Here is a 19,882-nt window from a genome sequence, read left to right as displayed (position 1 = left end):
AAGCTGCAGGGCCATGGACCCCGCAGCCAGTCACGCGCTTATTTTTTTACGTACAGCATGTCGGGCTCATAGCTGGTGCCGTTATGCGAGAAGGTGTAGAGCTTGTTGTCGCGCAAGAGGATGCCGCCTTTGATGGTTTGCGCCGGGCGCATGCCTTCGTCGAGCAGGCAGGTGGAGCCGCCGTCATATTCGATGCACCATTGCTGTTTGCCATCTTTCTTCACGTATTGCACGCCAGGTCCCGTGACGTTGAAGGCATAGGCGGGCATGGACAGATTCAGCTTGTCGATGCGCACGTTGCTGGCGGCGCCGTTTTCCGTCAGCTTGACGAGAACATCGGCCACGCCATCCGGTGTCGCGCTCATCTTTGCGGTCATGGTTTCCGTGCCCAGCAAGATGCCGCTGCAGCCGGTCTTGAGATAGGTTTCGATGGTGGAGGTCAGTTCCATCGCGCCGCTGCCATCGGCCTTGGCTGCGACCACCATGGTCTGGCGTTCATGTTCGTCGCACGGCGCTTGCCAGGTACCGACGTAGGGTGCCAGGGTCGAGCCGGCATTGGAATTGCCTGGATCACTGCTGCCGCCACCGCCGCAGCCAGCCAGCAGTGCCGTGCTTGATGTCAGGAATATTGCCACGAATTTTTTCATGCTCCATCCTTTTATTCCGGCAAGCATGCGTGCCGTAGACGCGGCAACAGTATAAAAGGATGGATCAGGGGCAATTCTCACCGAATGTATTCGTGACTTGATATAGATCAAGGGCACTCGCAGCCGCCTGGCAAGACAGGCTTAAAACTCTTCCCAATCATCGCCAGCAGGTGCCTTGGCCTGCGCTCTTTCCGTGGGCGCCGGCTTGGCAACGCTCAGGCGCTTGGCTGGCGGCGGCGCTGCTTTTGTCGCCGTCGGCACCACCGGTGGTGTCGTTTGTTGCTGTGCGCCCAGCTTGAAGACGCTGACCACGTTAGCCAAATGGCTGGCCTGGTCCTGCAGGCTTTCGGCGGCGGCCGCCGCTTCCTCGACGAGGGCCGCGTTTTGCTGCGTCACGCCATCCATTTGCGCCAGCGCCTGGTTGACCTGGGCGATGCCGTCGCTTTGCTCGGTGGTGGCGACGCTGATGTCGGCCATGATGGCGGTCACCTTGCGCACGCTGTCGACTACCTGTTCCATGGTGGCGCCCGCTTCGTCGACGAGCTTGCTGCCGGCCGCCACCTTGCCGACGGAATCGTCGATCAGCAGCTTGATTTCCTTGGCGGCCGCCGCCGAGCGCTGCGCCAGGTTGCGCACTTCCGTGGCGACGACGGCGAAACCGCGTCCCTGTTCACCCGCGCGCGCCGCTTCCACGGCCGCGTTCAAGGCCAGGATATTCGTCTGGAAGGCGATGCCGTCGATGACCGAAATGATGTCGACGATCTTGTTGGACGAGTCGTTAATCGACGTCATCGTCTCGATGACCTTGCCGACCACTTCGCCGCTCTTTTGCGCCACGCTGGATGCAGACGCGGCCAGTTGATTGGCCTGGCGCGCATGGTCGGCGTTTTCCTTGACCGTGCCCGTCAGCTCTTCCACCGAAGCGGCCGTTTCTTCCAGCGAACTGGCTTGCTGTTCCGTGCGGGCCGACAGGTCGTTATTGCCTTGCGCAATTTCCGCGCTGGCGCGGGCCACGTTGTCGGCGCTGGCTTGCACTTGCAGCAGTACGGCGTGGATCTTTTCCACGAAGGCGTTGAAACCCTTGCCGATCACGGCCAGCTCGTCCGTGCCCTTGACTTCCAGCTTGACGCGCAGATCGGCGTCGCCGCTCGACAGGTCCGTCATGGTGCGGCCCAGGGTACGCAGTGGACGCGTCAGCTGGTTGACGACGAGGATCAGAATGCCGGCCGTGGCCGCCGCGCACAGCAGGGCGACGATCAGGGTGTAGATCATCAGGTCGCGCGCCGAGGCCGTGGCCACGCTTTTCGGGAAATTCAGTTCCACGCTCCAGGGCGCGATATCGGGGTGGATCTGCAGCGGCTGCAGCAAATGGATGTAGCCCTTCTCGTCCTCGTATTCATACGGCTGGCCCTGGCGCACCTTTTCCAGGCCGGCGGCCGGCACGTCGTCGGCCTTCTTGCCCAGCCGCTCGGGCACGGGGTGGCTCGCGTACAGGCCGCCGTTCGAGATCAGGGCCAGCTTGCCGCCCTCGATCACTTTCAGGTCGGCGAGGATTTTCGCCAGGCGCGTAAGCATGAAGTCGGCGCTGGCCACGCCCTTGAAGCTGCCATCGATCATGATGGGCGCCACCAGCGAGGCCATCAGTACATTCTTGCCATCGACGGGGTAGATGTATGGTTCTGTAAAGTAAGTCTTGCCTGTGCGCTTGGGCACGTCATACCAGTCGTTGGCCCCCGGTTTCGGGTCGAAGACGATGGGTTCGACTTGCAGCTTGCCGCCGGCGCCCCGCGTCCAGTAGGGCATGAAGCGGCCGCTGGCGTCGTAGTACGGCTTCTGGTTGGCGAAATCCGCATCCTTGCCGTCGAGCGCGTTCGGCTCCCACGTCACGGCCGAGCCCAGCAAGTCTTCCGAACTGATCAACGTCGCCTTGGTCAGTTCATTGATCTGTTCGCGCTGCAGGGGCAGGCTGGCGCTTTTGGTGCCGCGCATGGCGCCGGCCAGGCTGGACACGCTGGACAGGTTGCTGGCGATGCGCGCCTGCAATGCTCCCGCCACTTCGCGCGCCGACGTGCGCGCCAGGTCCAGCGCGGCCGCTTCGGCGCTGGCGCTGCTCTTGTAGCCGATCACGGCCGCCGTGACGCCCAGGCTGAGGATGGCGAGCGCGGTGGCGGCGACGCAGATTTTACTGTTCAGTGAGAGTTGCATGATGCTGTTCCTTGATGGGGAGGGGTATTGGTGTCATGGGCGTCGCGGGTGGCGCGCCTAGAACGTCTTGCTGATGGCCAGCACGAAGGTGGCCGCGGCGGGGTTCGACGTGTCGAACTGGCCGGCCGCATTCGGGATGCCCAGGGTGTAATGGTCGTAGGCATCGGTGGCACCCCAGGCGCGCGTGACGGCGGCGCTGGCGCTCCAGCCGCCGTCGAAGGTCCGGGTGACACCGATCTTGGCGTCGCGCCAGTTCCACATGGCGTTGCCCGTGCCCGCCACCCGGCCATTGCCGGCGTGCAGATTCAAGGTCCAGGCATTGCCCAGGTCGACATTCGCGCCCACGTCCAGGTAGCCCGTGCCGCGCGCATTGCTGATACCGAAGAAATCCCGCGTGACGGTATGGTTGTACTTGGCGTACAGCATCTTGTAGCTGAGGCCCAGCGACAGTTCGCCATAGTCGTACTTCACGCCCGTGGCGCGGTAGACGGCGCCCGGATACTTGTAATAGTAGGCCAGCACGCTGTAGCCGAGTTCACCGACCGTGCCGCTGTAGCCGCCGTACACGTCCCATTCGATGGTCGCATCCTCGATATAGCGGTCGCTGACGGTGGACGCCCACGTGCCCAGCGACCAGCCGCTCGGGTGCGCGTAGTCGGCCCCCGCCTGCAGCGCCGGCTTGCCCCAGGTCTGGCGAAAGCCGCGCGAAATGTATTGCGATGTGAGACTGGCATTGGCGGTAAAGGTGGCGGCGGGGCTGTCCGTGGTCTGCGCCTGCACGGGCAGGGCGGCCAGCAGCAGGAGGCAGCCGAGCAAGGACGTGGCAGGAAAATAGTGGTGCGATGGCATGGCAGTCAGCTCCGTATTTGCTGGCAGCGGCCGTTCAGGCGCGTTGCCCTGATGGTTGCAATAAAAATGCGGAATGGACTTTTTGAGAGACAAGGCGATACCGCCTGCATGCTCGCATGAACATGCACACATTCTCACCAAACGTAACTGAAAGGATAGGGGCTGGGACTAGTGGAAGTCAACAAAGTTGCGTACAGGAAAGCGTAAGTTGTTGTTTCCTGGCACTTTTTCATGCACCTGTCATCTTGCTGGTGCACCCCGGCTGGCTGCCTGTTGCAAGCCGGCCAGCAAGCCGGGCAGGGCGGCATGCAGGGTTGGCAAGTCATCTGCCAGCGCTTCGGCCTGCATTTCCACCCGGCCCGATGGCTGGCCCCAGACGACCTGGGCGCTGAGCCGGGCACCCGACTCGAGGCCCGTGACGCTGACCAGCAGCGCGACTTCTTCCGGGGCATCATCGGGCACGTCTTCGAGCAGGCAGGAAATGCCGAAGTGATAATCCTGGAAGGCGCTGGCCGTGCCGCTGGAAAAGGCGAAGACGGAGGCGAGCGCCCGTGGCGCGGCGGCCGCAAGTGGCGGCAGGGCGGCGCGGAACAGGGGCAGCAAGTCGTTTTCCAGCTGGAGCACCAGAGGATGGGTGTGGACGAGGACGGTCATGGCAGGGTGGATCAGTGGGCGGCGCGCGATGTTAGCAGTTTTTGCCGCCGCTGTGCGCAGGTACTGGTCCTAGGTACTGATCCTAGATATTGGTCCTACCAGTGGCCTCAATCGTCATCACTGGTGACGCGCGTGCGCACGAAATCGATGTGGCTTTGCATGGCCGTGCGCGCCTCTTCCGGCTGACTGGCGCAGATCGCTACGCACAGGGTGCGGTGCTGCGACAGCAGGTGCAGCGAAGTGGCGTCATCCTGCTGGCGCAAGCCCGTGCCGTTGATGGTGATGTGTTCGCGCAGCATGCCGATGATGCTGGTGTGCAAGTGCAAAAACATGGTGTTGTGCGACGCTTGCGCGATGACTTCATGCAGCCGCGCGTCGGCCTGCGCCTCGCCGTGCTTGTCGTCGCTGGCGCGCGCCTGTTCCAGCTCGCCCAGCAGCGCCATGATCTGCGCGCGCTCGTCCCCGCTGGCCCGCTGCGCGGCAAAGTAGGCGGTCGCTCCTTCCAGCACGCGGCGAAATTCGAGGATGTCGTCGCGCAGGGCCGGGTGGTCGGCCACCAGCTGGCTCCACGGCGACGCCATGCCGGTGCGCAATTGATCCGTCACGAACACGCCGGCACCGCGCCGGCTGCGCACGAGGCCCCGCGCCGCCAGCCGCTGCACGGCTTCGCGCACGGTGTTGCGCGAGACTGCATATTGCTGCGCCAGCAGGCGTTCGGCCGGCAGCTGCGCACCCGCCGGCAAGCTGCCGTCCAGCAGGGCGGTCTCCAGCCTGCGCATCACCATCTCGACCCTGCCCCGCGTTTGCATGCCTGTCGCCATCGATGTCTTCCGGTGTTGTTTTAAAGTGGTCCGAGCAATTTGAAGTGGCTCGCGGAAGCTGGAATTATGCGTGAACCGGTCATTCTTAACAACACACAGCGGCGCCGCAGCAACACACAGAGCGCCGGGGAGACACAGCCATGCCGCCAGAACCGCAGCCAGACCCGCGCCAGCCGCGCCAGTATCCATCGCCACCGCCGCAGGTGTACCTGTTCGCCACCTGCCTGGTCGACCTGTTCGTGCCGCAGGCGGGCCTCGACGCGGTGCGCCTGCTGGAGCGGGAAGGCTTGCTGGTGCATTATCCGCGCGGCCAGAGCTGCTGCGGCCAGCCCGCCTACAGCAGCGGCAATCCGGAACAGGCGCGCGCCGTGGCCCGCGCCCAGCTCGACCTGTTTGCGCAGCCGTGGCCCGTGATCGTGCCCTCCGGCTCCTGCGCCGGCATGATGCGCCACCATTGGCCGCAGCTGTTCCAGGACGACCCCGTCGCCGGCCCGAAGGCGATAGAACTGGCCGAACGCGTGTATGAACTGAGCGAATTTCTCGTCTGCGTGCTGAAGCTCGATCTTGCCGGCATGGGTGCCGCCGCGCAGGCCGATGAAACGGTGGTGCTGCATACCTCGTGCGGTGCGCGCCGCGAGATGGGCACGCGCATCCACGGCGTGGCCCTGGTCGACGCCTTGCCCGGCGTGACGCGCATCGAACACCAGCGCGAATCGGAATGCTGCGGCTTTGGCGGCACGTTTTCATTGAAGCACCCCGATATTTCCGGCGCCATGGTCAGCGACAAGATCGCCTCGGCCTGCGCCACGGGCTGCGACCGGCTCGTCTCGGCCGACTGCGGCTGCCTGCTCAATATCGGCCACGCCGCGCAGCACCAGGGCGCGCCGCTACCCGTCGAGCATATGGCCAGCTTCCTGTGGCGCCGTACGGGAGGCGTGGCATGAGCGCGATCCTGACCGCCCGCGAACGCATGCTGGGGCGCTTGCGCGCCGCCGCGCCCGCCGCACCGGAAGCGGTGGACGCCATCGATACAGCCATCGACCAGCACTACCTGGCACGCCGCGCGCAAGCGCCGCTGCCGGCACGGGACAGGATCGCCGCCATGCAGGCCGCCTTGCGCGCCTCGCATGCGCAAGTCGATTGCGTGAGCGTGGACACCTGGCCCGCCTTGCTGGCGCAGCGCCTCGGTGAACACGGCGTGCGCCGTTTGCTGCTCGATACCGGCAGCGCCGAAGGGCAGGCCTTGCGCGCCGCCTTGCCACCTGCGGTGGAGACGCTGTCTTTCACGCGTCCGCTGGCGCAGTGGAAAAGTGAACTGTTCGACACTGTCGATGCGGGTTTCACCATCGCGCGTTCCGGCATCGCCGCCACGGGCACCCTGGTCATCGCACCCGATGCGGCCACGCCGCGCACGGTGTCCCTGGCGCCACCCCTGCATGTCTGCCTCGTGTATGCGAGCACCCTGCACGTGGACTTGCACGCGGCGGCGCGCGCCGAGCGCTGGGCGGACGGCATGCCGGCCAACCTGGTGCTGGTGTCCGGTCCCTCGAAAACGTCCGATATTCAGCAGACGCTGGCCTATGGCGCGCACGGCCCGCGCTGGCTGTGGGTACTGATCATCGATGATTTGTCCGCCCATGAAGGGGGGCAGCCATGAACGCCAAGCCCCTGCAATTCGTCAAGCCGGCCGATTTCCATGCGCGCGCCCGCGCCGCGCTGGACGACCCGAAACTGCGCCAGAGCTTTCGCGGCGCCATGGATTTTTTACAGGACAAGCGCAAGACGCAATTCCCCGACGGCGACGAGCTGGAACGCCTGCGCGACATCGGCGAAGCCGTGCGCCGGCATGCGCTGGCGCGCCTGCCCGATTTGCTGGTGCAGCTGGAAGACAAGCTGACGGCGGCCGGCGTGCAGGTGCACTGGGCCGAGGATGGCGAGCAGGCCAACGCCATCATCCACGCCATCGCCGAAAGGAACCGGGCGACGCGCTTCATCAAGGGCAAGTCGATGGCCAGCGAGGAAATCGAGCTCAATCACTATCTGGAAGCGCGCGGCATGACGTGCCTGGAATCTGACATGGGCGAGTACATCGTGCAGCTGGCCGGCGAAAAGCCGTCGCATATCGTCATGCCGGCCATTCACAAGACGAAGGCCGACATCGCCGGCCTGTTCGCCGAGCATATTCCCGACGCGCCCTACACGGAAGACGTCGACAGCCTGATCCAGACGGGGCGGCGCGCCCTGCGCCAGGCGTTCGTTGATGCCGATATCGGCCTGTCGGGCGTGAACTTCGCGGCGGCCGACACGGGCACCCTGTGGCTGGTGGAAAACGAGGGCAATGGCCGGCTGACGACGTCCGTGCCGGACGTGCACATCGCCATCATGGGCATGGAAAAGGTCGTGGCCAAGCTCGAACATATCGTGCCGCTGGCCAGCCTCCTGACGCGCTCGGCGACGGGGCAGGCCATCACCACGTATTTCAACCTGATTTCCGGCCCGCGCCGCGCCGGTGAAAAAGATGGGCCGCGCGAAGTGCACCTGGTCTTGCTCGACAACGGCCGCAGCCAGGCCTATGCCGACGAGCAGCTGCGCGCCACCTTGCAATGCATACGCTGCGGCGCCTGCATGAACCACTGTCCCGTCTATACGCGCATCGGCGGCCACGCCTACGGCACCACGTATCCGGGGCCGATCGGCAAGATTATCTCGCCCCACTTGCTGGGACTCGACGCGACGGCGGACCTGGCCACCGCATCGAGCCTGTGCGGCGCCTGCGGCGAAGTGTGCCCCGTGCGCATTCCGATTCCACAGCTGCTGGTGCGCCTGCGCACGGAAGCGAACCGCAATCCGCATGAGGAAGTCAGCCATCCGCTGCGCGGGCAGGGCGCCACGTTCAGCCGCGGCGAAAGCCTGATCTGGCGCTTCTGGAGCGGCGCCTTCGCGCGCCCCGCCAGCTACCGGCTGTTCCGCTGGGCCGCCACGCGGCTGCGCCTGCTGACGCCGCGCGCGCAGCTGGGCTGGACGCAGCACCGCAAGCCCTTGACGCCGGCGCCGCGCAGCCTGGCCGACCTGCTCAATGCACGGGGGCAGGAAGAATAGCCCGTTCCCGGAGCACCGCAAAAAACACGCTACACACAATTACATCAAAAGCCGTTTTTTCACTTAACCCGCATCCACCGGAGGAGACCCGACATGCAAACCTGGACCCAACTTTATACACCGCTCGGCAGCTTGTGGCTGTCGTCGCTGGCGGCAGCCATTCCCATCATTTTCTTCTTCATCGCCCTGGCGGCGCTGCGCATCAAGGGACATGTGGCGGCCGCCGTCACCCTGGCGCTGGCGCTGGCCGTGGCGATTTTTGCGTATGGCATGCCCGTGCCGCAGGCGCTGGCGGCGGCCGGTTATGGCTTTGCGTATGGCTTGTGGCCGATCGCCTGGATCATCGTCACGGCCGTCTTCCTGTACAAGATCGTCGTGAAAACAGGGCAGATCGACATCATCCGCGCCTCCGTGCTGTCGGTCACGGACGACCAGCGCCTGCAGGTGCTGTTGATCGGCTTTGCCTTCGGCGCCTTCCTGGAAGGGGCGGCCGGCTTCGGCGCGCCCGTGGCGATTACCTCGGCCTTGCTGGTGGGCCTGGGCTTCAACCCGCTGTATGCGGCGGGCCTGTGCCTGATCGCCAACACGGCGCCCGTGGCCTTCGGCGCCATGGGCATCCCCATCATCGTGGCGGGTCAGGTGACGGGCATCGACCCCTTCCTGATCGGCGCCATGGCGGGCCGCCAGTTGCCGCTGCTGTCGCTGCTGGTGCCGTTCTGGCTGGTGTTCATGATGGATGGTTTCCGCGGCGTGCGCGAAGTGTGGCCGGCCGCGCTGGTGACGGGTTTGAGCTTTGCCGTCACCCAGTACTTCACGTCGAACCATATCGGCCCTGAACTGCCGGACATCACCTCGGCCCTCGTCAGCCTGGTGTCGCTGACCCTGTTCCTGAAAGTGTGGCAGCCGAAGAATGCGAAAGTGGCGCATGCCGTCGGCGGCGGCACGGCCGCGCTGTCCGGTTTTGGCGGCGCAGGCGGTGCTGCGGCCGTGCGCGGCGGTGGCAACCGCGCCGCCTCGCCCTACACGATGGCGCAGACCATGCGCGCCTGGGCGCCATTCGGCCTGTTGACGGCCATCGTTACCGTGTGGAGCCTGCCCGGCTTCAAGGCCCTGTTTGCCGCCGGCGGCGCCTTGTCCAGCCTGGTCATCAAGATCCACGTGCCTTACCTCGACAAGCTGGTGATGAAGACGATGCCCATCGTGGCCGAGCCGAAGGCGTATGACGCCGTGTTCAAGCTCGATCTGCTGTCGGCCGTGGGTACGGCGATCTTGCTGACGGCCGTGCTGTCGATGCTGATGCTGCGCATGAAGCCGCGCGATGGTCTGAAGGCGTTTGTGGAAACGATCGTGGAGTTGCGCCGTCCCGTGCTGTCGATCGGCCTGGTGCTGGCGTTTGCCTTCGTTGCCAATTACTCGGGCATGTCGTCCACCCTGGCCCTGCTGCTGGCCGGCAGCGGCGCCGCCTTCCCGTTCTTCTCGCCGTTCCTGGGCTGGCTGGGCGTCTTCCTGACGGGTTCCGACACGTCGTCGAACGCCTTGTTCTGCTCCCTGCAAAACACGACGGCGCACCAGATCGGCGTCTCCGACACCCTGATGGTGGCGGCTAATACGACGGGCGGCGTGACGGCGAAGATGATCTCGCCCCAATCGATCGCCGTCGCCTGCGCGGCGACCGGCCTGGTGGGCAAGGAATCGGACCTGTTCCGCTTTACCTTGAAGCACAGTCTGTTGTTTGCCGTCATCATCGGCATCATCACCATGCTGCAGGCCTACGTCTTCACCGGCATGATCCCGCATTGAGCGGTCCGTAGAAGTACGTAGTAAAACTAGATGAAATGACAGTAAAACGTGCAGACGGTCATGAAAATGACCTGATGCACTGCAACATAGCGAGGATGGCCCGGCGCAATGCCGGGTCCGCAGCGATGCCCTCGGCATCGAGACCCGACCCCAGCAGCGGCAAGCTGATGCTGGCGTCGTCGATCAGGCGCGCCGACATGGTGACTACCGTTTCGCGCAGGGCCGCCTGCGCATGCGTGGCGCGCGGCGAGGCGTTCAGCAGCACCAGCGGCTTGTCGATGAACGATTCATTTCCCACCATCCAGTCCAGCGCGTTTTTCATGGGGCCGCTCACGCCGTGTGCGTACTCGGGGCTGGCCAGCATCAGCACGTCGGCCGCCAGGATGGCGTCGCGCAAGTCCGTCACGGCCGGCAGGCTGTCGGCGTCGAGGTCGGGATTGAACAGCGGTAACTCACCGAGTCCCGTATAGATGCGGATGTCGAATGGCGGTGGCGCAAGCCCGGCGATGGCGCGCAGCAGGGCGGTGTTCAGCGAGGCAGCGCGCAGGCTGCCGGCGATGGCGAGAATGGTAATGGGCGTGTGCATCCCGCCTGTATAGCCCATCCTGTGCTCAAGCGCAAGGCGAGCAGGATGGCGCTATCGATGTTGCAACAGCCGGTGAGCGACTGGGGACTGCGGCAATACTGCGTCAATCTTAACGGCTCAGACCGCTCATCCAGCTTGGCTGCGGATTGGCACGTGCCAGTTCGCGCATGCGGTATTCCAGGTCGTAGCGGTCGGTCGATTCGGCCAGGTAGGCTTCTTCGTAAGCGCGTTCGCGGCGGTCGCTGCTTTGGTTCAGCCAGGCGCCAACACGTTTGGCGGCGTGGACCAGGGTAGCGACGATATTGCTGTTTTGCGTGGTGTGGTAAGTAAATGCGGTAGACATGGCAGACTCCTTATGTGGCGTGCCGCGTTGTGCTGCACTGCAATATAAGTATAGCGATTCCAAGTTATAAGGCTACTTTTGATTTCAAATGTCGGCTATTCATTTTTAGAATAACAGGCGGGAAAGCTGCGCAATACGGGGCTTTAAGGCATAATGCGGGCGCAGTATCGTAGTTTTACTACAAGACTGTTTTGTCCTGAATGTTGTTTTCTGACGCAGCCCGCAGGCGTGCCGCGCCCACAAGACATCATTTTGGCGAGAAACGGTCGGCCGTGCGCCTGCCGCGCGCAAGTATCGCCATGTCCGCCCCTGTTTCGCTGATGGCAGTCATGGCCCACGCTGATATCTGCGTGGCGCTTGCGCGTCCTGGTGCTGCCCGGGTGGAAACGCTTCCATGCCAGGCAAGATCAACTTGGAATTGAAAAATGGAGAAGGTATGGAATACGTAAAGCAAGGCCAGGGCGTACCGTCCGCACAGGCCGGCACGCAAAACAATACGGGCGCCCTGATCATTGTCACGGTGCTGTTTTTCATGTGGGGACTGCTGACATCGCTCAATGATGTGCTGATTCCCCATCTGCGTTCGATCTACACCCTGACGTATGTGCAGGCGATGCTGGTGCAGTTCTGCTTCTTTGGCGCCTACGCCATCGTTTCGCTGCCGGCCGGCATGCTGATCAAGAAGATCGGCTACCAGCGCGGCGTCGTCGCCGGCCTGCTGATCGCGGCCGCCGGCTGCGCCATGTTCTACCCGGCGTCGACCGGCAGCTACGCGCTGTTCCTGCTGTCCTTCTTCATCCTGGCGGCCGGCATCACCGTGCTGCAGGTGGCGGCCAACCCGTACGTGACGGAACTGGGCGACCAGCAGACGGCGTCGAGCCGTTTGACCTTGACGCAAGCGTTCAACGCGCTGGGCACCACCGTGGCGCCTGCGCTGGGCGGCATGCTGATCTTGTCGGGTACCGTGCTGACGGTGCAGCAGTTCGACCTGCTGCCGGCGGCCGAGCAACTGGCTTACCGCGCCAAGGAAGCTGCCTCCGTGCAGGGCCCGTACCTGGTGCTGGCCGCTACCCTGGTGATCCTGGCCGTGCTGTTCGCGCTGGCGAAATTGCCGAAGATTTCGCATGCCGACGATGCCGCCGCCCTGGCGCACGATGGCCACAAGGTCTCGATCTGGTCGCACCGCCATTTGGTGCTGGGCGCGCTGGCCATCTTCCTGTACGTGGGCGGTGAAGTCAGTATCGGCAGCTTCCTGATCAACTTCCTGGGCGAGAGCCATATCGCGGGCCTGAGCCACGCCGACGCCGCCTATTTCGTCAGCTATTACTGGGGTGGCGCCATGCTGGGCCGCTTCGTCGGCTTCGCCGTGATGCGCTATGTCAGCCCGGGCAAGACGCTGGCCTTCAACGCCGCCGTCGTCATCGCGCTGATCCTCGTCGCCGTGTTCTCCAGCGGTCACACGGCCATGTGGGCCTTGATCGCCGTCGGCCTGTTCAACTCCATCATGTTCCCGACCATCTTCAGCATGGCCTTGAACAAGCTGGGTGCGCAAACGGGACAAGGTTCGGGCATCCTCTGCATGGCCATCGTCGGCGGCGCCATCGTGCCGTTCATCCAGGGCTTCCTGGCCGACCACATCAACCTGCAACTGTCCTTCCTCGTGCCGGCCCTGTGCTACACCTTCATTCTGTACTTCGGCTGGAAGTACGCCAGCATGTACAACGACAGCGCCAAGTAAGCAAGGTGGCGTGATCAAGCAAAAGGGTGGCCTCGGCCACCCTTTTTTACGTCAGTGCGCGAACTGCGTACCCAGCACGTCCTGGCATACCTCGAGCCAGGCGCGCGCCGCATGCGACAGATAGCGCCCGCTCCAGATATGCGCCACCTGCCACGCCACCTCCGGCTCGACGATGCGCACCGCCTCCAGCGGTTCGCCGGCCAGGCGGTGGATGAACGGCTCGGGCAGCAGGGCCACGCCCAGGCCCGCCGAGGCCATCGCCACCAGCCAGTCCCACTGGCCGCTCTGGGCCGCGATGGTCGGTGCAAAGCCCGCTTGCGCGAAATGCTGGCGCAGGCTGCGCGTCAGCGCGAAATCATCCTTTAACAACACCAGCGGCAAGTTGGCCAGTGCCTTGAAGGGCAGGGTCGTGCGGTTTTTCTGGAACGTGCCCGGCTCGGCCAAGGCCCAGATCGGGTAGTTGGCCACTTCCACGGTCACGAGATCGAGTTCCGGGTCGGCCGGCAGCACCGTCATGCCGATTTCCAGCTCGCCGGCCGCCACCTGGCGCTCGATCTGCTGGCCCGTGTCTTCCTGCAGGGTCAGGCTGATGTGCGGGTGGCGCGCGCGGAAGGCTTTTAACACAGGTGTGAACAGCACATTGATCATGGGCGGGATGCCCACCGTCAGGCTGCCGCGCTGCAAGGCCTGGGTGTCGCGCACTTCCAGGGTCAGCTGGCGCATATTGGCCAGCATTTCCTGGCCATGCTGGTAGACGATGCGGCCCGTGTCCGTCAGGGTCAGCTTGCGCCCGTCGCGCACCAGCAGCTGCGCGCCCACTTCATCTTCCAGCTGGCGCACCATCTTGCTGATGGTCGACTGGGTCAGGTGCAGCGATTCGGCCGCCTGCGTAAAGCTCGACAGGCGCACGGTTTCGACGAAATAGCGCAGGGAACGGATATCCAAGAGGAGGCTCGGCGTTGGCAAGGCATGAAAATATCGACTGAATATGACGAAATTAATTCATGCCATGCATGTGACCGCGATTTTATACTGATTCCACTTATGGGGCTGGTGTATGACAGCCATCCAGTTTGAGAATATGAAGAAGATCAGGAGCATCAGATGTACGAAGACCGTATCCGCCACCCAGGCTTGCTCGGCAAAATCATGAGCGCCGATGAGGCAGCCAAATTGTTCCATAACGGCATGCGTGTCGGCATGAGCGGTTTTACCCGTGCCGGCGACGCCAAGGCCCTGCCGCGCGCGCTGGCCGAGCGCGCCCTGCAAGACCCCTTGAGCCTGACCCTGATCACGGGCGCTTCGCTGGGCAATGGCAGCGACGGCCTGATGGCTGAAGCGGGCGTGCTGGCGCGCCGCATGCCGTTTCAGGTCGACCCTGTCTTGCGCGGCAAGATCAACAACGGCGAAGTCATGTTCATCGACCAGCATCTGTCGGAAACGGCCGAGCAGCTGCGTTCGGGCAACCTGGCCGCCGTCGATATCGCCGTCATCGAAGCGACGGCCATCACGGCGGCCGGCGCCATCATCCCGACCATGTCGGTGGGCAACTCCGCCGCCTTTGCCCAGCAGGCCACGCAGGTGATCATCGAGATCAACCTGTCCACGCCGCTGGCGCTGGAAGGCTTGCACGACATCTATATACCGCAAACCTTGCCGGGGCGCGAGCCGATTCCCCTCACGCGCGTGGACCAGCGCCTGGGCAGCACGGCCATCGCCATCGACCCGGCCCGCATCGCCGCCATCGTCATCACGGACAGTCCCGACAGCCCGTCGAACGCCTTGCCGCCCGACGCGGAAACGCAGGCGATCGCCGGCCATGTGATCGCCTTCCTGCAAGGCGAAGTGGCGGCCGGGCGCATGGGGCCGGAATTGCTGCCGCTGCAGGCGGGCATCGGCACCATCGCCAACGCCGTGCTGCATGGCCTGATCGGTTCGCCTTTCCAGAACATGACCATGTATTCCGAAGTGCTGCAGGACAGCGCCATCGAGCTGCTCGATTCGGGCCAGCTGGCGTTTGCCTCGGCTTCGTCGATCACCCTGTCGGCCGCCGTGCATCAAAAGCTGATGGACAATATCGACCATTACCGCTCGAAAATCGTGCTGCGCCCGCAAGAGATCAGCAACCATCCCGAGATCGTGCGCCGCCTGGGCATCATCGCGCTGAACACGGCGCTCGAGTTCGATATCTACGGCAACGTCAATTCCACGCACGTGTGCGGCACGCACATGATGAACGGCATCGGCGGCTCGGGCGACTTCGCGCGCAATGGGCAAGTGTCGATGTTCGTGTCGAAATCGGCGGCCAAGGGCGGGCGCATTTCCAGCGTCGTGCCGATGGTCTCGCATGTGGACCACACGGAGCATGACGTCGACGTGCTGGTGACGGAGTGGGGTTTTGCGGACTTGCGCGGCCTGGCGCCGCGTGAACGGGCACCGTTGATCATCGAGCGCTGCACGCATCCCGATTACCGCGCGCAGCTGCGTGCTTATTACGATGCGGCATGCCAGCGTGGCGGCCACACGCCGCACATCCTGCAAGAGGCGCTGTCGTGGCATACACGCTACCAGGAAACACAGAGCATGCTGGCAGCGCAGTAAATCCTCGTCAGCGCAAAGGCAGGGCAGGGCGGTGCGGCACCGCACCTGCCTTTTTACTTTCCTCAGTACATATGCAGCGCCTTGGCGCCCAGGCCCAGCAGGGCAAACGTGGTGGTGGCCTGTATGCCCATGAACCACAGGAAGTGGGTGTGCATGTGCTTGCGGATGTCGCCCAGTTCCGTGCGCAGGGCGTGGCAGTCGCCGCGCAAGTCGCCGCGAAATTGCGTCAGGTCGGCGCGCAGCAGCTGTGATTCGTCGTGCAATTCCGTGCGTACCTTATCGAGGCCTTCGTCAAGACGCTGTTCCAGGGTCTTGAACCATAGCCGGTCATGTTCCCGGTCCGTTTCCAGTTTTGTCAGGCGCGCTTCCATGCGTACAGCATTGTTCGCGCTTTGCTGTTTGTCAAGCCGGTCCGTGGAATAGGCTTCGTTCATCTCGCACTCCTTCGCGCAAGCCGCGCTGCATCGGCGCAGGCGGCTTCACTCGACTGTCCGCCTTTTCCGTCCGCCTGGTTTGCGCTGGATCAAACGTCAGGAGGGCGGTGCGAAGCGCAGGCGGATGCCTGCCGTGACGACGGCGAGCAAGTCGTCGATATGCGCGTTCATTTCCGGGTGCGGCGTCCATGGGTCGCCCGCATCCATGACGATGCGCAGCGACACGAGGCCGTGCAGCGATTGCCAGAAGATTTGCGTCATCGTGTGCAGCGCCGGCTCGTCCTGGCGCACCTGGCCCGTTTGCGCCAGCTCGCCGAACAGGTGCAGCGCGTAGGCATACGGGTCTTGTTCGATATTGCCGTGTTCCACATCGACGGCGTCGACTTCCGCGTGCGGGCGCAGCTCCATGAAGATCAGCGAATACTCGTCGGGGTGCTGGAAACCATACTCAATATAGGCGCGGCCGACCAGGCTGATGCGTTCCCATGGATCGGTGCTGGTGTCGCAGGCCGTGCGCATGGCGCGCACCAGTTCCAGCAAGTCCTTGTCCATGGCCTGGGCGATCAGGGTGGCTTTGTCGCGGAACAGGGCGTACACGACGGTGGTGGAAAAGCCGGCCGCCTCGGCCACCTTGCGGATGGAGACGGCGCGCGCGCCGCCCTTCTTGATGAGGTCTTTGACGACGTCGATGATGTGCTCGCGCCGCGCCTGCGCCTCGCGTAATTTTCTTTCCTGAATATTGGTCAGCTTCTTGTCCACGACTCTTTCCTGGCGACTCTATAAAAGCAGGAATTATAGGGGGGCGACGGGCCGCTAATGTGTCTGGCATTGTTACAATTCAGTTTTTTGTCCGGTGGATGCGACAGTCGACCGATTTTTCGCGCTTCAGCCCCGCGCTTTTCCATCGATGCCCCGGAATGGTGCATAAATCGCCGGGCCAGGCTTTGCGAACGGGGCCAAAGGGCGGAAAATAGCAGGATAGCTTACACTGCGTTTTTTAGCGCAACGGCGCTGGCCCACGAGGCAACGCCGGAACACTTACATTCGGACGGGATCATTACATGACCATTAAAATCAGCCAGAACTTCGACTCGGGCGCCATCGACGTGGTGAGCGCCACCAGCGCCGGCGCCATCGACCTGAATTTGCGCAAGGATAGCCACGCCGACATCCATCAGTGGTTCCACTTCCGCCTGCAGGGCGCGCGGGGTCAGGCATGCACGATGCGCTTCCTGAACGCGGGCCAGGCCACCTATCCGGCCGGCTATGAAGACTACCAGGCCGTGGCCAGCTACGACAGCGAAAACTGGTTCCGCGTGCCGACCACGTTCGACGGCCAGGTCATGACGATCTCGCACACGCCGGAACTCGACAGCGTGTACTACGCCTACTTCGAGCCGTATTCGTGGGAACGCCATCTGCGCCTGCTGGGCGAAGTGGCCGAGCATCCGCTGGCGCGCGTGTCCGACCTGGGCAGCACGGTCGATGGCCGCGACATGAACATGGTTACCATCGGCAATCCGCAGGCGGAAAAGAAAATCTGGGTCATCGCGCGCCAGCATCCGGGCGAATCGATGGCCGAATGGTTCGTTGAAGGCTTGATCGACTCGCTGCTCGACGATGCCAACCCGATCGCGCGCAAACTGCTGCAGCGCGCCGTGTTCCACATCGTGCCGAACATGAATCCGGACGGCTCCATCCGCGGCAACCTGCGCACGAATGCGGCCGGCGCCAACCTGAACCGCGAATGGATGACGCCATCGCTGGAATCGAGTCCGGAAGTGCTGTGCGTGAAAAACAAGATCCACGAAACGGGCGTCGACATGTTCTTCGACATCCACGGCGATGAAGCGTTGCCGTACAACTTTGTGGCCGGCAATGAAATGCTGGAAAACTTCACGCCGGCGCAAGCGGCGCACCAGAAGGCCTTCATCGAGCGCTACAAGCAGGCCAGCCCCGATTTCCAGGACAAGTTCGGCTATGCGGCCAGCAAGTACAAGTCCGACATGCTGACCCTGGCGTCGAAATACATCGGCCACCACTTCGGCTGCCTGGCGCTGACCCTGGAAATGCCGTTCAAGGAAAACGCCGATTTGCCGGACCCGGCCGTGGGCTGGAACGGCGCGCGCAGCGCGGCACTGGGCGCGGCCATGCTGCAGCCTATTCTGCTGTCGCTCGATTGAACGGCGTTGATCATGGGCGTCGAGATCGAGCGTAAATTTCTGCTGGCCGGCGATGCCTGGCGCGGCCTGGGGCAGGCGGTGCTGCTGCGGCAGGGCTATCTGTCGTCCGCGCGCGAGCGCGTGGTGCGCGTGCGCATCGAGGGCGAACAGGCGATGCTGACCATCAAGGGCGCCAACGTGGGCGCCACGCGCGGCGAATGGGAGTATCCGATTCCGCTGGCCGACGCCGCCGAACTGCTCGACGGCCTGTGCGAGCAGCCGCTGATCGAAAAGGTTCGCCACCGCATCGACCACGCGGGCATGGTATGGGAAGTCGACGAGTTCCTCGGCGCCAATGCGGGCTTGTTGGTGGCCGAGATCGAGCTGGCATCTGAAGACCAGCCGTTCGAGAAGCCGGAGTGGATCGGCGCGGAAGTGTCGGGCGATGCGCGCTACTACAACGCGAATTTGATCCGCCACCCGTTTTCACAGTGGTGATGGTGTTGTAAATGACGTTGCAATGAAAAAGGCGGAACCGAGGTTCCGCCTTTTTTGTGCGCCAACGCTGCTGTCGGATTACGCCGTGCCGGCTAATCCGACCTACGGCCCATACCGGCAGCGTAGGTCGGATTAGCGCGCAGCGCGTAATCCGACAAGCCTGCATTAATGGAAGTGTTCCGTGCCCTGCGGCGTATCTTCCGGCATCTCCGCATGCGCCAGCTCGCCGACCGGGTCGGCAAACAGGGGGGCGCCGCAATCGTCGCAGTATTCACCGACAAAACGTTCCGCGTGGCGCTTGATCTGCGTCACGCCGGCGGCGTTCAGGTGCTCGATGATTTCATCGACCGGCGTCTTTTGCTTGTCCAGCGCGGCGATGCCGACCTGGATCAGGCCTTCGATCGGCGTGCCATCCTCGTCTTCCTGGCCGTACAAAGGCCAGACGATGCCGTAGATGACGTCCGGCGCCTGGCGCAGGGTGAAGGCGATGCGGTACTCGTCCACCTGGCCGTCGGCCGCTTCCTCGCCGAAGCCGGCGATGACGGCGCGCAGTTCCGACGGCTCGATGGCCAAGGTATGCGTCAGGTAGTGCACGGCGGCGCGCACGGAGACGGGACGTATCAGCTTGTCCGCTTCGCGGCAGGCCACGTAATACGCTTCCGGCAGCAGCAATTCCAGGCCGCAGCCGGGCAGCAGGCGGGCGAACGTCGGCGTCGCCTGCGTGCGCCATTGTTCCAGGGCGGCGCTGCGTTCGGCGATGAAGTCGAGCTGGCTAGCTGGCGTCTGCCAGCGGAACAGCGGTGCGCCGGCAGGGGCCACCACAGCCACCAGCAGGTAGCGCGTGTCGGCCAGGAAGGGCGCTGTTTCCGCTTCTTTGCCCGAGGGCTTGACGGCCGTGCCTTTCAGCGCGGCCAGGGCCAGCTTCTGCGTCTTGGCATAGGTTTCGACATGGCTGCGCGGCAACTGGTCGATCGAGTACAGCGTTGGCGCCATGGCCATCTTCGTGCCGTCGGCCAGCAGGTGGGCGGCGAAATGCGCCGACAGCACACCGTGCGCGTCGCCGGCCATGGGGCCGGAGGCGATGGAAAAGCGCGTCCATGCGAGGATGGGCACGGCGACGAGCAGGGCGTCGTAGCGCACGTCTTCATGCGTGATGACAGTCGATTCGCTGACGGCTTCAACGCAGTCCATCAGCACGTCATAGGCGTTCAAGTCATCCTTGAACAGGCTGCCCAGGGTGTTGTCGATGGTGTCCTGGTGGCCGGTTTTGAGTAATTTCTGGAGCTGCGTATCCAGGCTGTGTTCCCAGGACCGCTCTTCGAGACGGCTGGCTGCCTGTACGATCGCCTGGGCAAAGGTGACCAGGCGCTGGCTGTCGGCAGTCAGTTTATGGGATGAATCTTTGGAAGGACGACGCATAGCGGGATAAGAGTCTCGGAAAGTGA

Annotated in this window: 19 protein-coding genes; 8 read left to right on the top strand and 11 right to left on the bottom strand. The window is 63.7% G+C overall.

Annotated features, from left to right (window positions below; translation table 11 throughout):
- Positions 1-38 precede the first annotated feature (38 nt).
- The 5 genes from MRBLMS1_RS06490 to MRBLMS1_RS06470 form a co-directional block, all read right to left on the bottom strand.
- Positions 39-647 (bottom strand): hypothetical protein, encoded by a 609-nt coding sequence (locus MRBLMS1_RS06490; RefSeq protein WP_485878449.1) that lies wholly within the window; start codon positions 645-647, stop codon positions 39-41.
- 141 nt (positions 648-788) lie between these two features.
- The gene (locus MRBLMS1_RS06485; RefSeq protein WP_485878447.1) at positions 789-2,852 is read right to left on the bottom strand and encodes a methyl-accepting chemotaxis protein; all 2,064 of its coding nucleotides are present in this window, start codon (positions 2,850-2,852) and stop codon (positions 789-791) included.
- Positions 2,853-2,909: 57 nt separating this feature from the next.
- The gene (locus MRBLMS1_RS06480; RefSeq protein ID WP_485878445.1) at positions 2,910-3,701 is read right to left on the bottom strand and encodes a TorF family putative porin; all 792 of its coding nucleotides are present in this window, start codon (positions 3,699-3,701) and stop codon (positions 2,910-2,912) included.
- A gap of 240 nt (positions 3,702-3,941) precedes the next feature.
- Positions 3,942-4,355 (bottom strand): hypothetical protein, encoded by a 414-nt coding sequence (locus tag MRBLMS1_RS06475; RefSeq protein ID WP_485878443.1) that lies wholly within the window; start codon positions 4,353-4,355, stop codon positions 3,942-3,944.
- Positions 4,356-4,462: 107 nt separating this feature from the next.
- Complete coding sequence (locus MRBLMS1_RS06470) at positions 4,463-5,164, bottom strand: FadR/GntR family transcriptional regulator (RefSeq protein WP_223278799.1); 702 nt, start codon at positions 5,162-5,164, stop codon at positions 4,463-4,465.
- 152 nt (positions 5,165-5,316) lie between these two features.
- Here MRBLMS1_RS06470 and MRBLMS1_RS06465 point away from each other — a divergent pair, with 152 nt between their 5' ends.
- The 4 genes from MRBLMS1_RS06465 to MRBLMS1_RS06450 all read left to right on the top strand — a co-directional run bounded on the left by MRBLMS1_RS06465 (position 5,317) and on the right by MRBLMS1_RS06450 (position 10,075).
- Positions 5,317-6,120 carry a (Fe-S)-binding protein gene (locus tag MRBLMS1_RS06465; RefSeq protein ID WP_485878441.1) on the top strand — a complete coding sequence of 268 codons (804 nt, stop codon included), beginning with the start codon at positions 5,317-5,319 and terminating at the stop codon, positions 6,118-6,120.
- Positions 6,117-6,833 carry a LutC/YkgG family protein gene (locus MRBLMS1_RS06460; RefSeq protein ID WP_485878439.1) on the top strand — a complete coding sequence of 239 codons (717 nt, stop codon included), beginning with the start codon at positions 6,117-6,119 and terminating at the stop codon, positions 6,831-6,833. Before MRBLMS1_RS06465 ends, MRBLMS1_RS06460 begins: the two co-directional genes overlap by 4 nt.
- Positions 6,830-8,275, top strand: a complete 1,446-nt coding sequence (locus MRBLMS1_RS06455) for a LutB/LldF family L-lactate oxidation iron-sulfur protein (protein ID WP_485878437.1) — start codon at positions 6,830-6,832, stop codon at positions 8,273-8,275. Before MRBLMS1_RS06460 ends, MRBLMS1_RS06455 begins: the two co-directional genes overlap by 4 nt.
- Before the next feature lie 93 nt (positions 8,276-8,368).
- A complete protein-coding gene (locus MRBLMS1_RS06450; protein ID WP_319992970.1) occupies positions 8,369-10,075 on the top strand; it encodes a lactate permease LctP family transporter in 1,707 nt (568 codons plus the stop codon).
- A gap of 58 nt (positions 10,076-10,133) precedes the next feature.
- On the opposite strand, the gene MRBLMS1_RS06445 is transcribed toward MRBLMS1_RS06450, so the two are convergent.
- A complete protein-coding gene (locus tag MRBLMS1_RS06445) occupies positions 10,134-10,661 on the bottom strand; it encodes an NADPH-dependent FMN reductase (RefSeq protein WP_485878435.1) in 528 nt (175 codons plus the stop codon).
- Positions 10,662-10,770: 109 nt separating this feature from the next.
- Positions 10,771-11,004 (bottom strand): DUF3563 family protein, encoded by a 234-nt coding sequence (locus tag MRBLMS1_RS06440; protein ID WP_080698581.1) that lies wholly within the window; start codon positions 11,002-11,004, stop codon positions 10,771-10,773.
- Positions 11,005-11,440: 436 nt separating this feature from the next.
- Here MRBLMS1_RS06440 and fucP point away from each other — a divergent pair, with 436 nt between their 5' ends.
- On the top strand, positions 11,441-12,742 hold the full coding sequence (fucP, locus tag MRBLMS1_RS06435) for an L-fucose:H+ symporter permease (protein ID WP_485878432.1): 1,302 nt from the start codon (positions 11,441-11,443) through the stop codon (positions 12,740-12,742).
- A gap of 51 nt (positions 12,743-12,793) precedes the next feature.
- Here fucP and MRBLMS1_RS06430 read toward each other — a convergent pair whose 3' ends face one another.
- On the bottom strand, positions 12,794-13,687 hold the full coding sequence (locus tag MRBLMS1_RS06430; protein WP_485878430.1) for a LysR substrate-binding domain-containing protein: 894 nt from the start codon (positions 13,685-13,687) through the stop codon (positions 12,794-12,796).
- Positions 13,688-13,846: 159 nt separating this feature from the next.
- On the opposite strand from MRBLMS1_RS06430, the gene scpC reads away from it, so the two are divergent.
- Positions 13,847-15,343 (top strand): succinyl-CoA:acetate CoA-transferase ScpC, encoded by a 1,497-nt coding sequence (scpC, locus tag MRBLMS1_RS06425; protein ID WP_485878429.1) that lies wholly within the window; start codon positions 13,847-13,849, stop codon positions 15,341-15,343.
- 62 nt (positions 15,344-15,405) lie between these two features.
- Here the strand turns inward: scpC and MRBLMS1_RS06420 are convergent, their stop codons facing one another.
- Together MRBLMS1_RS06420 and MRBLMS1_RS06415 are read right to left on the bottom strand one after the other, a co-directional pair.
- Positions 15,406-15,777: a hypothetical protein gene (locus MRBLMS1_RS06420; RefSeq protein WP_485878428.1), complete on the bottom strand. Its 372-nt coding sequence runs from the start codon at positions 15,775-15,777 to the stop codon at positions 15,406-15,408.
- Between the two features lie 96 nt (positions 15,778-15,873).
- Positions 15,874-16,536, bottom strand: coding sequence for a TetR/AcrR family transcriptional regulator (locus MRBLMS1_RS06415; RefSeq protein ID WP_456150584.1), 663 nt, complete (start codon positions 16,534-16,536; stop codon positions 15,874-15,876).
- A gap of 302 nt (positions 16,537-16,838) precedes the next feature.
- On the opposite strand from MRBLMS1_RS06415, the gene MRBLMS1_RS06410 reads away from it, so the two are divergent.
- Positions 16,839-17,960, top strand: a complete 1,122-nt coding sequence (locus MRBLMS1_RS06410) for a M14 family metallopeptidase (RefSeq protein WP_070219185.1) — start codon at positions 16,839-16,841, stop codon at positions 17,958-17,960.
- A gap of 12 nt (positions 17,961-17,972) precedes the next feature.
- A complete protein-coding gene (locus MRBLMS1_RS06405) occupies positions 17,973-18,437 on the top strand; it encodes a CYTH domain-containing protein (protein ID WP_485878426.1) in 465 nt (154 codons plus the stop codon).
- Positions 18,438-18,602: 165 nt separating this feature from the next.
- Here MRBLMS1_RS06405 and MRBLMS1_RS06400 read toward each other — a convergent pair whose 3' ends face one another.
- On the bottom strand, positions 18,603-19,856 hold the full coding sequence (locus MRBLMS1_RS06400; protein WP_070301542.1) for a DUF2863 family protein: 1,254 nt from the start codon (positions 19,854-19,856) through the stop codon (positions 18,603-18,605).
- Between the last annotated feature and the right edge of the window lie 26 nt (positions 19,857-19,882).

The organism is Massilia sp. LMS1-1-1.1 (assembly GCF_040815535.1).
GTDB lineage: Bacteria > Pseudomonadota > Gammaproteobacteria > Burkholderiales > Burkholderiaceae_D > Janthinobacterium > Janthinobacterium aestuarii.
Note: the sequence above shows the minus strand (reverse complement) of the source record. Positions and strands in the feature narration are given on the sequence as shown.